The 15,552-nt window shown below is 65.0% G+C and carries 15 protein-coding genes; 9 read left to right on the top strand and 6 right to left on the bottom strand.

Features of this window, described 5'->3' with window-relative positions; genetic code table 11:
• Window positions 1-2 precede the first annotated feature (2 nt).
• Together AAHS21_RS21580 and AAHS21_RS21575 are read right to left on the bottom strand one after the other, a co-directional pair.
• Complete coding sequence (locus tag AAHS21_RS21580; protein ID WP_342929600.1) at window positions 3-1,163, bottom strand: thiolase family protein; 1,161 nt, start codon at window positions 1,161-1,163, stop codon at window positions 3-5.
• Window positions 1,160-2,392 (bottom strand): OB-fold domain-containing protein, encoded by a 1,233-nt coding sequence (locus tag AAHS21_RS21575; protein WP_342929599.1) that lies wholly within the window; start codon window positions 2,390-2,392, stop codon window positions 1,160-1,162. The genes AAHS21_RS21580 and AAHS21_RS21575 overlap by 4 nt, the downstream gene beginning before the upstream one ends.
• A 109-nt stretch (window positions 2,393-2,501) precedes the next feature.
• Between AAHS21_RS21575 and AAHS21_RS21570 the strand changes: the two genes are divergently transcribed.
• Together AAHS21_RS21570 and AAHS21_RS21565 are read left to right on the top strand one after the other, a co-directional pair.
• Window positions 2,502-3,365 carry an SDR family oxidoreductase gene (locus tag AAHS21_RS21570; protein WP_244275327.1) on the top strand — a complete coding sequence of 288 codons (864 nt, stop codon included), beginning with the start codon at window positions 2,502-2,504 and terminating at the stop codon, window positions 3,363-3,365.
• An 85-nt stretch (window positions 3,366-3,450) separates the two neighbouring features.
• Window positions 3,451-4,230, top strand: a complete 780-nt coding sequence (locus AAHS21_RS21565; protein ID WP_085242898.1) for an SDR family oxidoreductase — start codon at window positions 3,451-3,453, stop codon at window positions 4,228-4,230.
• A 42-nt stretch (window positions 4,231-4,272) separates the two neighbouring features.
• On the opposite strand, the gene AAHS21_RS21560 is transcribed toward AAHS21_RS21565, so the two are convergent.
• On the bottom strand, window positions 4,273-5,103 hold the full coding sequence (locus AAHS21_RS21560) for an enoyl-CoA hydratase/isomerase family protein (RefSeq protein ID WP_342929598.1): 831 nt from the start codon (window positions 5,101-5,103) through the stop codon (window positions 4,273-4,275).
• Window positions 5,104-5,277: 174 nt separating this feature from the next.
• On the opposite strand from AAHS21_RS21560, the gene AAHS21_RS21555 reads away from it, so the two are divergent.
• Window positions 5,278-6,105 (top strand): mycofactocin-coupled SDR family oxidoreductase, encoded by an 828-nt coding sequence (locus AAHS21_RS21555; protein ID WP_342929597.1) that lies wholly within the window; start codon window positions 5,278-5,280, stop codon window positions 6,103-6,105.
• A gap of 117 nt (window positions 6,106-6,222) precedes the next feature.
• Entirely contained in the window at window positions 6,223-6,840 is a 618-nt protein-coding gene (locus AAHS21_RS21550; protein ID WP_342929596.1) for a cysteine hydrolase family protein, read from the top strand.
• 56 nt (window positions 6,841-6,896) lie between these two features.
• Here AAHS21_RS21550 and AAHS21_RS21545 read toward each other — a convergent pair whose 3' ends face one another.
• Window positions 6,897-7,691: an SDR family NAD(P)-dependent oxidoreductase gene (locus AAHS21_RS21545; protein WP_342929595.1), complete on the bottom strand. Its 795-nt coding sequence runs from the start codon at window positions 7,689-7,691 to the stop codon at window positions 6,897-6,899.
• A 368-nt stretch (window positions 7,692-8,059) separates the two neighbouring features.
• Here AAHS21_RS21545 and AAHS21_RS21540 point away from each other — a divergent pair, with 368 nt between their 5' ends.
• Both AAHS21_RS21540 and AAHS21_RS21535 read left to right on the top strand, forming a co-directional pair.
• Window positions 8,060-9,058, top strand: a complete 999-nt coding sequence (locus AAHS21_RS21540) for an LLM class flavin-dependent oxidoreductase (protein WP_342929658.1) — start codon at window positions 8,060-8,062, stop codon at window positions 9,056-9,058.
• A gap of 327 nt (window positions 9,059-9,385) precedes the next feature.
• The gene (locus tag AAHS21_RS21535; RefSeq protein ID WP_342929594.1) at window positions 9,386-10,201 is read left to right on the top strand and encodes a mycofactocin-coupled SDR family oxidoreductase; all 816 of its coding nucleotides are present in this window, start codon (window positions 9,386-9,388) and stop codon (window positions 10,199-10,201) included.
• A gap of 49 nt (window positions 10,202-10,250) precedes the next feature.
• Here the strand turns inward: AAHS21_RS21535 and AAHS21_RS21530 are convergent, their stop codons facing one another.
• Window positions 10,251-11,783, bottom strand: coding sequence for an AMP-binding protein (locus AAHS21_RS21530; protein ID WP_342929593.1), 1,533 nt, complete (start codon window positions 11,781-11,783; stop codon window positions 10,251-10,253).
• 336 nt (window positions 11,784-12,119) lie between these two features.
• Here AAHS21_RS21530 and AAHS21_RS21525 point away from each other — a divergent pair, with 336 nt between their 5' ends.
• Entirely contained in the window at window positions 12,120-12,542 is a 423-nt protein-coding gene (locus tag AAHS21_RS21525) for a nuclear transport factor 2 family protein (protein WP_085242906.1), read from the top strand.
• A gap of 10 nt (window positions 12,543-12,552) precedes the next feature.
• Here the strand turns inward: AAHS21_RS21525 and AAHS21_RS21520 are convergent, their stop codons facing one another.
• On the bottom strand, window positions 12,553-13,776 hold the full coding sequence (locus AAHS21_RS21520; protein ID WP_342929592.1) for an acyl-CoA dehydrogenase family protein: 1,224 nt from the start codon (window positions 13,774-13,776) through the stop codon (window positions 12,553-12,555).
• A gap of 89 nt (window positions 13,777-13,865) precedes the next feature.
• On the opposite strand from AAHS21_RS21520, the gene AAHS21_RS21515 reads away from it, so the two are divergent.
• Both AAHS21_RS21515 and AAHS21_RS21510 read left to right on the top strand, forming a co-directional pair.
• Window positions 13,866-14,996 (top strand): acyl-CoA dehydrogenase family protein, encoded by a 1,131-nt coding sequence (locus tag AAHS21_RS21515; protein WP_342929591.1) that lies wholly within the window; start codon window positions 13,866-13,868, stop codon window positions 14,994-14,996.
• Between the two features lie 75 nt (window positions 14,997-15,071).
• Window positions 15,072-15,524, top strand: coding sequence for a MaoC family dehydratase (locus AAHS21_RS21510; RefSeq protein WP_342929590.1), 453 nt, complete (start codon window positions 15,072-15,074; stop codon window positions 15,522-15,524).
• The last annotated feature ends 28 nt before the right edge of the window (window positions 15,525-15,552 follow it).

Genomic DNA, 15,552 nt, shown 5'->3' with positions numbered 1-15,552 from the left:
GCTCAGGCCCGGTCGCGGGAAAGGATCGTCACCGCGGAGACGGCTGTCGGACCGCCGATGTTGTGCGCCAACCCGATTCGCGCGCCATCGACCTGATTCTCGGCCTCCCCACGCAACTGGTTGAACAGCTCGTAGCACTGGGCGACCCCGGTAGCGCCCGGCGGGTGGCCCTTGGCCTTCAGTCCCCCGCTGGGGTTGATCGGGATCGCGCCGCCAACGTAGTTCTCACGTCCTTCGACGATCTTGTACGCCTCGAAGCGCTCGGCGAAGCCGAGATCTTCGTAGCTGATCAGTTCGACACCGGTGAAGCAGTCGTGCACCTCGGCGACATCGATGTCGCGGGGCGTGAGACCGGCCATCTTGAGTGCCGCCTTCGCGGCCCGCACCGTCGGGGGAAAGGTGGTCATGTCGTTTTTGTGCTGGTGCATGACCCGGTCCATACCGAGGCCGACACCACGCACCCACACCGGCCTGTCGGTATAGCGGTCGACGACATCCTCGGCGGCCAGGATCACCGCGGCGGCGCCGTCGGACTGGGGGGTGCAGTCATAAAGTCCGAACGGCTCGGCCACGATGGGCGCGGCCAGTGCCTGCTCGACGGTGATTTCGTAGCGCAGCTGGGCTTTGGGGTTGTTCAGCGCGTGGAAGTGGTTCTTGACCGCCACCATGGCCATGTGTTCCCGGGTCGCCGGTGACTCATGCAGATAACGGGTGACGTGCAAGGCGAAGTTGGCCGGTGCGACAAGGCCCAGTGGATAGTCCCACGCGTTGTCGCGGGTCATCGCCGCCCACTCCCAGAACGTCGCGTTCGTCGCCGTCTCGCGCACCTTGTCAGCGCCAAGCACCAGCACGACGTCGTAGAGGCCGGAGGCGATGGCCAGGGTCCCGTTTCGGATCGCGTCATTACCTGTCGCACACGCATTTTCGACACGCGTGACGGGGATGTCGGTGAGGTCGAGGGTGTCGGCGAGGATTCCGGACGGGAATCCATCGGTGGTGGACAGCTCCCCGAACCAGGCGGCCTCGATCTCGGACTTTGTGATGCCCTTGTCGACGTGGGCCACCGCTTCGGCATAGGCCATCGGCACGAGGTCTTTGATCCCCAGGCCGAAATGTTCGGCGAACGGGGTCATCCCGGCACCGACAATTGCGACGTTCCTCATGCCCGGGCTCCTTGTGCCGTATGCCGTTCGGTGCGCCCCGGCCAGAAGGCGTACCCGTAGTCGGGGATGCCTGCACGGGTCGCGATCCTGCGCAATACCACCGCGCCCGCTTGCCCGATGGTGGCCTCCCCCGCCGGCACGCCGGTGACCTTGAGCAGGACGCGCACCGGGGTTTCGTCCAGCTGGACCACCGCCAGCGAGTACGGGCTGGGCAGGTCGGGGACCGGAATCCGGATCGTGGTGTGAGTGTAGACGGTGCCGGTACGCGGCAGCGGCTCGAGCCGGTAGTGGTCAGACAGTACGCCGGAATCGTCGACCCGGACCCTTGGCGGGAACTGAGGGGCCGCGTCGATGCCCGGACGCTCCTCGAAAACCGCTGCTTCCCAACGAATTTTCGGCTCGAACGCACGCGCATAGGCCGGTAGCGAGATCGGGATGCCCACACCCTCGGCGACCCGCGTCTTGGGCAGGTCACGGGCGGGCACCTCGTCGCGAACGATCCGCGGTGGGGTGTCGGCGAGCGTCAGCTCGCCGACGCTGACCGTGGATTGCTCGACGGCGAACACCAGGCCGGCGGTGCGGTTGTCGATCGCGTCGGCCAACAACCGGATGACCGCGGCGGCCGACACCGTTGCATCGTCGAGTACGGCGGACGTGTCGAAGCCTCCGCCGAGCTGTCCGGCCTTTGCCCCGGCGACCGCGGCCACGAGGGGGGACCCGGTCAGACCCAGGCGTGCGACCGTGGCCCGCACCCCGACCTCGCGCTGCAGCCGGGGATCAAGATATGCGTGGCGGGAACCGTCATCGGCGCGCACCAGCATGGGCAGGCTGCGGGCCTGACGCGCCGCGGCGGCCAGCGTGGTGCCGGCCGGGCCGGTCAGCACCGCCGACGCCCCCGCCGCGGCCTCGTTGTCGTCGGCGGCGATCACCAGTGTGTCGTCCGGGGCGCTGACGAGTTGGTCCAGCAGCGCCGGCGCCCCGCCGAGGACCTCAGCCACCGGGGTGTCGGCCGGCAACGAGAGGCCGGCCAGCAGCACCGCACCGTTGCCGCCCTCCAGCAGCGGGAAGTTGCGCGACACCATGATCACCCGGTGCGCCGATGCGTCGGGATCGGCGGCCCGGCCGGCCGCCACCGCCATGGTCAGCGCATCCTCGTCGGGCCCTTTGACGCGGCGGTCACCGACCTGCCATGGCGGCAGATAGGTGCCGATCGAGACGACATGGGTCATAGTGCCTCGCTTCAATCCGGCGGGGCGGCCGCATCTGGCGCCCATTAATACGCTATATAGTTATAGCATTTCGGGACGAGGTTCAACCGGGGCTAGAAGGAGACGCATCGTGGCCGACGGCGGCTTGCGCACCTTGAAGGATCGTGTTGTCGTCATCACCGGGGCGAGCCGGGGTATCGGCCGCGACATCGCAGTCCGCGCGGCTGCCGATGGGGCCAGTGTGGTCTTGCTGGCCAAGACGGACACCCCGAATCCCAAGATCGCGGGTACCCTCGCCGAAACCGCCGAGGCGGTGCAGGAGGCGGGCGGTAAGGCGCTGCCCCTGATGTGCGACGTGCGCGACACCGAGGCCGTCGCCGGTGTTGTCGCACAGGCCGCCGAGACCTTCGGCGCCATCGACATCGTGGTGAACAATGCGGGTGCGCTCGATCTGCGTCGCACCCCCGCGCTACCGCTAAAGATGTTCGAGCGGCTGCTCGCGGTAAACGTTGAGGGTCCGTTCGCGGTGGTGCAGGCGGCTTTTCCGCATCTACGAGCCTCGGACAACGCGCACATCGTCAACGTGTCCCCGCCGCTGGACCTGGCGCCAGCATGGGTCGGCGCGCATCTCGGCCACACCGTCGCCAAGTACGCCGAGAGCCTGCTGACCCTGGGCTGGGCCGCGGAATTCGCGTCGATTCCCATTGCCGTCAATTCGTTGTGGCCAGCCACCACCGTCGCCAGCACCGGGATGATGGCGGCGATGGGCGAGGACGTCGTGCGGGCGCAGGCGCGCAGTCCACGCATCATGGCCGACGCGATGCACGCACTGGTAACCCGCCCCGCCGCGAACTGCAGCGGTCACTTCTACACCGACGAAGAGGTGTTGCGCGAGGAGGGTATCGAGGATCTGGCCCAGTACCGTCTCGCCGCACGCGAGGAAGACCTGACCCCCAACTTCTACCTGCCGTCCACACCGCGACCGGCTCTCTAAAGGCCTTGTGCGACTGTGGCCTCCACGCGGAGCTGCCGGCACGGCAACCTAACCCAATGAAAAGTTCTGTTATCAAGGAGGACTGTTGAACCTACAGCAATTCGACGGCGCGTCGGCCATAGTCAGTGGCGGCGCGGGAGGTTTGGGCGAGGCGACCGTGCGGCGTCTACACAACGACGGCCTGGGCGTGGTGATCGCCGATCTCGCCGACGACAAGGGTAAGGCGCTGGCTGATGAGCTGGGCGACCGCGCCGTTTTCGTCCGCACCGACGTCACCAGCGAGGACAGCATCCTGGCCGCTATCGAGCAGGCCAATCAACTCGGTCAGCTGCGTTACGGGGTCGTGGCACACGGTGGTTTTGGAGTCGCGCAACGAATCGTCCAAAGGGATGGCAGCCCAGCGGATTTCGGCGGCTTCACCAAGACGATCGACCTATACCTCAACGGCACCTACAACGTCGCTCGACTGGTCGCCGCCTCGGTCGCGACGGCCGCACCGCGCGAGGATTCAGAGCGCGGCGCGCTGGTGCTGACGGCGTCGATCGCCGGCTACGAAGGCCAGATCGGGCAAACCGCCTACGCCGCGGCCAAGGCCGGTGTCATCGGGCTAACACTGGCCGCGGCCCGTGACCTGGGATCGGTGGGCATCCGGGTCAACACCATCGCCCCGGGAACGATGAAGACGCCGATCATGGAGTCGGTCGGCGAGGAGGCGATCGCCAAGTTCGCTTCCAATGTGCCCTTCCCCAGGCGACTCGGCGCTCCCAGCGAATATGCCGACGCGGCGGTGTTCCTGCTCACCAACGGCTACGTCAACGGCGAGGTGCTGCGCCTCGACGGCGCTCAGCGTTTCACACCGAAGTAGACCAGCGGCACACGCAGCCAGATGCGCCGGCCCGATGTCGGCCTACAGACGGCCGGCGACGCGCAGGCCGGGATGCACCCAACTGGGTGACCGCTTCTCCTTGAACGCACGGAACCCTTCCCGCGCTTCCTCACCCGCCAGGCTGGTCTGCATTCCGATGCGGTCGAATAGTCCCAGGTAGTCGTCCAAGCTCGCCTTGATCACGCTGCGCGCGCCCGGTGCAGTCCGACAGCACTGGGCCAGTAGGTCATGTGCGACGTGCAGCACGTCGTCGTGGGCAACCACACGACTGACGATTCCCCAGTCAAGCGCCTCCTGGGCGGTCAGTGTCCGCCCAGTCAACATCAGGTCCCGAGTCCGGACGGGCCCGATGATGCGCGCCAACATCTGGCTGTAGTAAGTGTCGGCGATACCGCGGAACAGCTCGGGTACCCGGAACGTCGCGCGCTCGCTGACCACGGCCACGTCGCTGCACATCGCGATCTGCAGACCGCCCCCCTGACACAGGCCGTTGACCGCTGCCACAACCGGTTTCGACGACGTGCGAAGACTGTCAAACGGCGTCACATCCATGCCCAGGTTCGCCGCGAAGTCCATCCAATCATCCACGCCCCCCTGACCCAAGTCACCCCCAGGCGCGAACACATCACCGGTCCCGGTGATGATCAGACCAGCCAGCCCGGGATCAGCGTTGACTCTGCTGACGGCATACCGGATCCCGAAGTACATCGCCGGAGTCATGGCGTTGCGGGCTTGCGGCCGGTCCAGGGTGCATACAGCAAAGGGCCCATCCCGTTTGAACGAGAGATACGGAGTCCCGAGCCAATCCCCGTGCGGCGGACGCGGAGTAGCGGTATCACTGTTGTCCGGCATGTCGATCTCCTTTCACTGCAGTGGCAAGGTCACCCCCAAGGAAATAACAAAATAGTTGTATGATTCAACCCGCCGGGGGTAACATCCCCCAGGTAGATCTGAGCCGGCTGATCACGGAACCGCACCCTCAAGCCGCGTACCTCGATCACCAGCAGGCGACAAGAGGAGCAGGTCATGGCCCTACTCGATGGCCGGGTCGTTTTCATCACGGGTGCCGCACGGGGCCAGGGCCGCTCGCACGCGGTCATGTGCGCCGAACAAGGCGCGAACATCGTCGGGGTGGACATCTGCCATGACCTCGACACGGTGCCCTACAAGCTGGGAACTGCCGACGAGCTCGACGAGACAGCACACCTGGTCGAAAAGACCGGCCAGACTATGCTAGTCGGGACAGCGGACGTGCGCGATAAGGACGCGCTACAGCATGCCTTCGACGCCGGGGTGGCCCGTTTCGGCCACATCGACACCGTGATCGCCAACGCCGGTGTGATCCTGACCAACCCAGACGAGCGTGACGCTGCCGAATCGCTGCGGCTCGGAATCGACATCATGCTGATCGGTGTCTGGAACACCTTCCAGGTGGCGATCCCCCATCTCCGGGCACGCGGCCTTGGCGGCAATCTCGTGGCAACCAGCTCGACAGCGGCTCTGCTAGAGTCCACGGACGGCAGTGGCGGCTCAGACGCCTACCTGATGTCCAAGCTGGCGATCACAGGACTGGTGCACGCGTACGCCAAACTCCTTGCACCCGAAGGCATCCGCGTCAACGCGGTGGCACCAACCGACTGCGCAACACCGATGATCACCGAAAACCCCGCACTGTTCAAGATGATCGAAGACAACCCTTACCTTGCCAATGAGGTGCAGACAGCCCTACCAGACCTGCCGATGATCGAACCGCGCGACGTCAGCAACGCGATCCTGTCCTTGATCTCGGACGCGGGGCGCTGGTTCACTGGCAGCGTGCTGAAGGTCCACGCCGGCATGGACGTCCGCCGCTAGCGCAGCCCCCGTATCTGATGCCGAACTCCCATGGTTAGAGAGCGCGTACTCGATTGCGGCGCAGTCGACTAACTTCGACCCCAGCCCTAGCAACTCCAAATACACCTGAGGATCTCAATGTCACCATCGCCGCTCACGCCTGACGATCCCGCGACTGTCGCAGTAGTGTGCATCGAATGCCAGCAAGGCGTTCTCGGACCACAGTCGGTCTTGCCGGCTTTGGCGGCCGACATCGGCGGACTCGTTCAGGCTCTGGGCCGACTGCTCGACGCCGCCCGCGGCGCAGGCGTGCACGTCGTTCACGCCACCTACGTAGGCCCGTTGCCGGGAAGCTCCCCCACCGGGACCGCGCGGATATGGCGGGCGTTGGGACCGGCCACCTCTGGGTGGACGCCCGATAGCCCAGAGTCACACGTCATTCCCGAATTGCTGGCAGCAAGCGATTTCGTGCTGCCCCGCCACCACGGTCTGTTTCCCACCCTGGGCACCGAACTGCTACCCCTGCTGCGGGATCTCGGTGTCGGTACGATCGTCCTGACCGGTGTATCGCTCAATTTGGCGTTACCCATCACCGCGGCGCATGCCAGCCAGGCCGGATTCAACCTCGTCGTCCCGCGTGATGCTGTCGGCGGAACCCCGACCGGCTACGCTGAACAGGTACTGGAGAACACTATCGGCCTGCTGGCACGGCTTACGACGGTCAACGACCTCGTCGCGGAGTGGGCCCGCCACTAGCCGGCCCGCGACATCCCTCGGCGGCCGCGCGGTGTCGCTGTGACGCTTCAGGCTTTTCAGTCGTGGTCAGGCTGGCCCGCGAGCAGATCGCGCATCTGCGAGTAGACGACCTTCGCTGATCGGGCGGGCATGAGCCGGGAGAGTTTGTCCAGTAGGACCGAATCGGCACCGATGAATACGTGGTAGGAACACTTTTCGATGCCGCGGACGATCTTGGCCGCCGCGACCGGCGATGGGGTCATCCTCATCGTTGCCGCCGTCGCCGCGTTCTCCGCCGCCGTCATCGCACCCGAGTTGACCGCGATGCTGGTGGCGATGGCTCCCGGGAAGACCACGCTGACGCCAACGTTGGTGTCGCGCAGTTCGGAGTTGAGTCCTTCCATCAGTAGCTTCACTGCGGCCTTCGAGGCGCCGTAGATCGTTTGCCCCGGTACCGGCACGAATGAACCCATGCTCGACACCGCCGTGATGTGAGCCTCGGGACGCTTTAACAACACAGGCAAGAATGCCTTCGTTATGTTCAGAATGCCGTAGAAGTTGATGTCCATGATCCGTTCGATCTCGGTGAACTCCAGGTCGTTGACGCGCGCAAAGCGATGGATGACGCCGGCGACGTTGACGAGACCATCGACGACGCCGTGCTCCTGGGCCACGGAATCGGGCAGCGACGACACCGCCATCCGATCGGTGACATCTAGGATGTGGGTGGAGATCCGGTCAGAGTGGTTGCGGCCCAGCGCGGCCGTCTCCTGCAGCGCAGTTGCGTTGTTGTCGACGGCGGCGACTCGTGCGCCCTTGTCTGCCAACGCGAAGACCACATCGCGACCAATGCCGCTCCCGGCCCCGGTCACGACAAATACCTTGCCCTTGATGATCAAATCCCGGCCACCTCACGACGTTTGGCCTTGGCGCACCTCGTCTGGTGATGTACGCGCGATCACTGCATCATACGGAATTGTGCCCCTGCGCCAGTGCTGATTTCGAGTGGCCCGAGACTCGGGTATCGGTCGAGACGTCGGGCGCGACGGGAAGTTGACGACACTGCGAGTAAGCGGCTACCCGGTTGTGAGACTCAAGAAGCCGGTGCGCAGCGGGTCGGTCCGCAGCCGTCGCCGCGGGATGGGGGCGATGGACGCCCGTTGTGGTCCTGGCGATCACCGGTACTATGCTTACGTAGCTTACTAGGTTAGTCAGCACCGATGGATTGAGAACCGAGAAGATGAAGTGGGGATTGCCGTGGCCGGGCCCGCAGCGTGCCGCTGAGGCGGAGACCGCCGGAGCCGGCGCATTCTGCGCGGGCGAATTCAGCGACCTCAACGCCTACGTCACTTCGGCCGAAATGGCCCTGGCGACAACTGAGGCGGTGGTCGGTCCCGGTATCGCCTACGCGTTCGCCCGCTCACCGTTCGTGCACGCCTCAGCCATCCGCCACCTGTCCAAAATCGCCCCCGGAAGGGTGTTCTTGGGCCTCGGCTCGGGAACATCGCGGATGAACCGGGATTGGTTCGGTGTACAGGCCGACCACCCAGCACCTCGGATGGCCGAACTCGTCGAGGCGATCCGGGCATTCCTGGAGGCCGAGAACGGCGAAACGATCCACTACTGCGGCCAGTACTACAACATCGAGGCCGACATCCGCGCGCCGGTCCTCGGCCGGCTCGACGTGCCAATCCTGATCGGGGCTTTCAACAAGATCATGCTGCGCACCGCGGGCCGCACCGCCGACGGCGTGCTCGGTCACGGCATCTTCACCGACCGCTGGTGGGACGAAGTCGTCGACCCTGAGCTTGCCCGCGGTGCGGCGTCGTCGGGGCGGGACGCCGCCGCCCTGCAGCGATGGGGCTGGCTGATAACCGCGATCGACGACACCGACCCGCAGCGGGCCACCCGCGAAGCCCGGCTGCAGATCGCGTTTTATCTCACCGTCCGCACCTACGACTCGCTGGTCGAATTGCACGGATGGCACGACCAGGTCGCCGCGATCCGCGCGGCGTTCCGCAGCGGCCGTCCGGACACGATCGCCGACCACGTCACCGACGACATGCTCTGGGCGATCGCGGTCTGCGGCGACACCGCCCAGGCCCGCGAGATGCTGAAGTCCCGCACCGCGTTGCCCGACAACGCCTTCCTGTCGCCACCGAGTTTTCTGGTCGGCCGCCGGCGGCGATCTGACTACGACGCTGCCGCGGTTCGCTTCGCCGCCGCGAACGTCGGGTAGCTACGGTCGCCAGGACCGGTAACCGATGCCGAGCGGTGCAGCACGACGAACAAATCCCTCGGCCTCGACGTGTACCTCGTCCGTCATTGCCCATTTTTCTGGCAGTTAACTGCCATTGCATGTGACACATGATCTTCTATAGTGGGTTAGGCCGCTGCTGTTCTATTGACGTATGACATGCGACTGTCATACTTTGAGCGCGACAGTCCTGATGGGATCCGGACCGACATTTCGCAGTGCTGCGGTAACACCGCAGCCGGTGTGCTGGTTCACCCAGCGGTGCCGGGTGAATCCAGTGTTGGGTGCGGAGAAAGTGAGAGCAGAAATATGGGTCGACTGGACGATCGGGTCGCGTTCATCACCGGAGCCGCGCGGGGTCAGGGTCGCGCACATGCCGTACGGCTGGCCGGCGACGGTTGCGACATCATCGCGCTGGACATCTGTGCCGACATCGACACGATCGACTACCCGAACGCTCGGCCGTCGGATCTGCAGGAGACAGTCAAACTCGTCGAGAACACCGGCCGCAGGATCGTCGCTCATCAGGGCGACGTGCGCGATCATGATGCCGTCAATGCCGTTGTCGCCGCCGGACTCGCGGAATTCGGTCGCCTTGACATCGTGATCGCCAATGCCGGCATCATCCGCCTCACGTCGGGGGGAGACGACCGCCAGGTGTTCCGGGACGTCATCGATGTCGACCTGATCGGCGCGTGGAACACGGTGCACGCCGCGATTCCGGCGCTAATCGACGGTGGCCGTGGGGGTTCCATCGTCATCACCAGTTCCAGTGCCGGCCTGAAGGGCACCGGAACGGACGTGACCGGCGCGCTTGCCTATACCGCCGCAAAACGTGGCCTTGTCGGCATGATGCAGGTGTGGGCAAACGACCTGGGCAAGCATTCCATCCGCGTCAACACCATTCACCCCACGGGCGTGGCCACCGGGATGGTGATGAACGAAACGATGCAGAAGATGTTCGAGTCTGGCGATCCCGGTCTGGCCGCCATGCAGAACGTGCTGCCCATTCCGGTGCTTGCGCCCGAGGACATCGCAAATGCGGTGGCATTCCTGGTCTCCGATGAGGCCAAGTTCATTACGGGTACAGCCTGGCCACTCGATGCCGGTTTCGCCGTGCGCTGAGGCCGACACGCGGTCCGGCCCGCTCGGCCTGACCGCGCCCGCCGATCGGCTAACCGTTGCTGACCTCGGTGCGGATGCGCTTCTTGTCAATCTTGCCGCTAGGTAGCACGGGCAGTTCGTCGACGATGACGAGCCGGCGCGGCACCTTGTAGGACGCCAGGTTCTCGCGGACGAATTCCTGGGCCCGGACGAGGCTGAGCCCAGCACCAGGCCGGAGCACGACGACAGCGGTGACCGCTTCTCCCCAGCGCGGATCCGGCGTTCCGACCACCGCGCAGCTCACCACCTCGTCGAGGCCAGACAATACGTCCTCGACCTCGGGCGAGTAGACATTCTCACCGCCGGTGATGATGACATCCTTTTTCCGGTCAACCAAGTACAGCAGTCCGTGCTCGTCGAACCGTCCGATATCACCGGTGTGGCACCACCCGTCCCGCAGCGTCGCGAGGGTGGCCGGTTGATCATTCCAGTAACCACGAAACACCGTATCGGCCCGCACGACGATTTCCCCGGGCTCACCCTGCGTCACGTCGGATCCGTCCTCACCGAGGATGCGCACCGAGATACCCGGAAACGGAAACCCGACCGATCCCAACCGGCGTACGCCTGCCGGCGTGTCCGGCGAATGTAATTCACGCGGCAGACTCGACACGATGCATTCGGTTTGGCCGTAGAGGTTGAGAAATCCGGCGTCTGGCATGCTCTGCATCGCTTGACGCAGCGTTGGCGCAGGCATCGGCGCGGCCGAATAGAGCACCGTGCGCACGTTTTCGAGTCCGGCCTGGGCGCCACGTTCGTCCAACAACGTCTGCAACATGACCGGGGCCAGGTGCAGCAGGGTGATGCGTTCGGTCTTGGCCAACCCGATCGCTTCACGCGGATCGAACTGCCGTTGCAGCACCACCGATCCCCCGCGGGCGTGCAGCGCACCGATGATCGCGATCGCGCCGAAGTGAAACATCGGCATGTTGATGAGCGCGCGGTCGTCGCAGCCGGTGCGCATCTCAGCGTTGGCCGCGAAGGCGATTCGGCACAGCTCCTTCTGCCCGAGCATGCAACACTTCGACGGTCCGGTGGTCCCACTGGTGAAAAGCAGGCACGCGATGTCATCGGGCCGCGCCACCAACGGCGGATCCGATGCGACACCTTGGGCGATGAAATCCTCGTACCCCACCATTCCCGACGCGGGCTGCCCACCGATGGAAACGACCTGGCGAAGTCCGCTCAATTGGGCAGCGCAGTCGTTGACGAGCGGGGCGAATTCCTCATCGCAGAACACGATCGACGGCGTCACCCGGCGCAGGGCATCGAGTACTTCTGACTTGGAAAACCGAAAGCTGACCGTTGCCAGCGTGATACCGCTGAGCTGAGTCGCGGCCAGCAACTCGCCGAATTCAATACTGTTGCGTCCAAGCACGGCAATCCGGTCCTGGCGTCGAACACCGAGGTCCACCATCGCCGATATCAGTTGAAGACTTCGTTGGCGTAACTCGCGGTGGGTGACCGCACGCGAGCCGAGCCGGTAGGCGGCAACATCGGGGAACCGCTCGGCGTTGTCGGCGACGATGTCGCCCATCGTCATCCCCGCCTCAGCTACGAGACGACGCGGTCTCACCCGTGGGGTTGCAGGCCGGGCGGGACTGGTGCCCGCGGGAATCTTCTGAGCTGTGTGGTGATCACGCCCGCTCAGTGCGCTACCGCCGTATTGTTGGTCCACAGTTCCTACTGTCGTGAGATATCGCGTGCGAGCACATCGGGTGGAGTTCGGCACATCCGACCCGATGTACCTGGCATTTTCGTCGAGTTGCTAGTAGCGTGCTGGCTGCTCGACGGGTCGCTGGGCTTCCTCGCGACAGTCCCCGACCCGCGCGTCGTATGAGCCGCGGTACGGATCCGGGGGCTCTGGAGGGAGCTCGAAATGGTTGACGTCACAGGCGATTCGCAGCACACCGACACGGTGACGCGGCTGTTGAGCCACTTCTCGGCGGGTGACTTCGACCAAGCCATCGCCTTATTCTCCGACGACATCGAAGTACGGCTGCCATTCCAGGATGAACGCACCGGGTTTTGGTCACATGCCGGTGGTAAAGACAAGGTTCGGCAGCTTTTCGCCGGGGTGGCTAGTCTGTTCGACCCCCATCCGCTGTACATCGACGAACTCCTTTCGGCAACAGACGGCAAGACCGTGATCGCCAAATATCACGGCGATTTCGCTGCCCGGAAAACCGGGAAGCCGTACCGGAACTCCTACATCGCCGTGTTCGAATTCAATGACGGCATGATCCGGTCGTGGACCGAATTCCACAACCCCATCGTGTTGGCCGAGGCGTTGCGCCCCTAGGGGGGTGGTGCTACGTCGCACGTGTCTCACGTGGCAGCCCGAGAATCCGCTCCGCGATGATGTTGCGCTGGATCTCTGAAGTACCGGCATAGATGGTGCCCGCCATCGCATTGCACAGGTGAACAGATAGCCACGAGCTGGAATCGTTAGGCGCACCGGCGTCGTCGGCTCGGTAAAAGCGCATAGGAATGTCGCCCTCCCAATACAGCGCATCACGGCCGAGTATGTCGACCGCCAACCGCGTCGTGCCCTGGTGGTATTCGCTCCAATACAGTTTCGACACCGACGCCTCAGGGCCCAGGGTTCCGTCGCGCATGTAGGAGGCAAGGATCTTGTCCCCCATCGCCTTCATCACCGCAACCCCGAGATAGGCGCGCCCGAGGCGCTCCCGGGTACCGGGCTGTTGGTCGGCGCCGCGCTGCTTGGCCATCTCAAATACCCGCCCCAGCTCGTGGGCGAACAGGATCGGGTTGACCGCCGCTTCCTCGCCCCGCTCGTGGCTCAGGAGGGAATTGGCCACCCGCCAACCGTCGTTGACTTCGCCCACAACCAGATCCGCCGCGGTGCGCGCGTCGTTGAAGAAGACCTCGCAGAACTCCTTGGCGCCGTTGAGCATGGTGATCGGTCGAACATCGACACCCGGCTGCTCCATCGGCATGAGCAACATGGAGATGCCTTTGGTCTTCGGCGCATCCGGCTGGGTGCGCGCCAGCAGGAACATCCAGTTTGCATTGCTCGCGTTTGACGTCCAGATCTTCTGGCCATCGATGTGCCATTCGTCCCCGTCCAGCGTGGCGCGGGTGCGCAGGCTGGCGAGATCCGAACCCGCCTCGGGCTCGGAGTACCCTTGGCACCACACATCCTCGCCGCTGATGATTCGTGGCAGGAAGCGGGACTTCTGATCGTGAGTTCCCCACGCGGCCAGCGTGTTTCCGATGAGCTTGACCGACACGGTATCCCCCGGCGTCCCGACAGGGACCCCTGCCCGGGAGAACTCCTCGACAACCACGAGGTGGTCGATTTTGGTCAGGCCGCGCCCGCCGTATTCGACCGGCCAGGTGACGCCGATCAGTCTGGCTTGCCCGATGAGCCGCCGCCAGCGGCTGACGAACTCGCGCCGCTGCGGTGCCGGGAGGGCGCCGACCCCGGCCCAATCCGCTGGCAGGTTGTCGTGGAGAAAGGCGCGGACCTCATTACGGAAGCCAGCGGTTTCGCCCGGCCGTTCCTGAGTCATCGATACCCCAAAGCATCCCGTCCAATAATCATCTATACATTAGACTATATTCGCCCTATCGCGGGCCGACGTCGCACGAGGAGGAACCGGTGGCCGTGCTTACCGACGACGACCGGATCGAGTTCCGGCTCTGGGTTCGCGATGGCCTGCAGCGACTGGCTCCGCTGCCGCAGACCCGCAGTCTTGCCGAGTGCGGGCGACGTGCCGACCCTGACCTGGTCAAGAGCCTCGCGGAGCTGGGCATCTTCGGATTCGCAGTTCCCGAACAGTACGGCGGCGCCGATGCCGGGGCGTCGGGGTTGGCCGCGTTTCTGATCGAGGCGGGGCGCTGCCTGTTGCCGGTGCCGTATCTAAGCAGTGCCGTGCTCGCGCCCGCTGCGATCCGATGGGCCCAGGCCGAGACACAGTTCGCCGAGTTGCTGGCCGGCATCGCCGAGGGTGCGGTGCGGGTGGCACTCAGGGTAGGGCCGCTTGATGACGCATCGCCGCGGGTCACCCGGGAGGGCGATGTGTGGCGGCTGACCGGGGACGAGCCGACAGTGCTCGAGGCCGACGTGGCCGACTGGTTCATCGTTGCCGCCCACACCGACACCGGTGTCGGGATCTTCGTCGTCGACCGCGCCGACTCCGGGGTTGAGGTCACCAATCTCGGCTCCCTCGATGTGACCCGGCCGGTGGCGGCCGTGAGCTGGCGACAGGCGCTCGCCGTTCCGCTGGGGCCGATGGGCAATAGCGCGCCGGCGGGGACACTGCTGACCCGGCTGCAGGACCTCACACGCTTGGCCGTGGCGGCCGACGCCGTCGGCGGCGCCCATCACCTGCTCGACATATCGGTCGACTACGCCAAGACTCGGATCCAGTTCGGCCGTCCGATCGGCGCGTTCCAGGCCATCAAGCACCGGTGCGCCGATCTATACGTGGCGGTGCAGGCCGCCACCGCGGCCGTGGAAGCGGCCTTCGAGGGGCTCGACCAGCCGCGGTCGTCGGTGCCGGCAGCCGTTGCCGAGATCACCGCGCTCGAGGCGTACTGGCAGGCGGTGCGTACCGCCATGCAGATACACGGCGGCCTCGCCCTGACCTGGGAACATGAGATAGGGCTCTACGTGAAGCGGGCCACCGCGTCGCAACACCTGTTGGGCAACCCCGACCAGGAACTCGCGCGCCTGACCGACCTGGTGCTCGCCGCAGACTACGACGTGGTGCAAGGACTCATCGGATGAGTGCCCGCGGGCGCTGGACCGACCTGCAAGGGCGACAGCTATGACCGATCAACGCAATTCGACGAAAGGTGTGCCGTGCGCACAATAGAAGGCCCCGACGAACTGCGGTCCCTGGTGGGCCAAGAGCTCGGCGTCAGTGACTGGTTGGCCGTCGATCAAGACCGGATCAACCTGTTCGCCGACGCCACCGACGACCACCAGTGGATCCACGTCGATCCGGCGAAGGCCGCCGAAGGGCCGTTCGGCACAACGATCGCCCACGGTTACCTGACTTTGGCATTGCTTCCCCCGTTGATGAACAACATCTTCGAGGTGACCAACAAACGGATGGGCGTGAACTACGGACTCAATAAAGTCCGATTCCCGGCCCCGCTGCCCGTTGATTCCCTGGTCCGGGTTCGGCTCGGCATCGCCGCTGTCGAGAACGTGCCCGACGGTGTTCAGGTCGTGTGGCAGGCCACCGTGGAACGTCAGGGTGGTGACAAACCGGTCTGCGTCGCAGAGTCGATCACCCGCCTGTACTTCTGAGTGCTCCTGCACCACCGACACCGAAGCC

This window comes from Mycobacterium sp. 050272, assembly GCF_039023525.1.
Classification (GTDB): Bacteria; Actinomycetota; Actinomycetes; order Mycobacteriales; family Mycobacteriaceae; genus Mycobacterium.
This window is presented reverse-complemented; position numbering and strand designations above follow the sequence as displayed.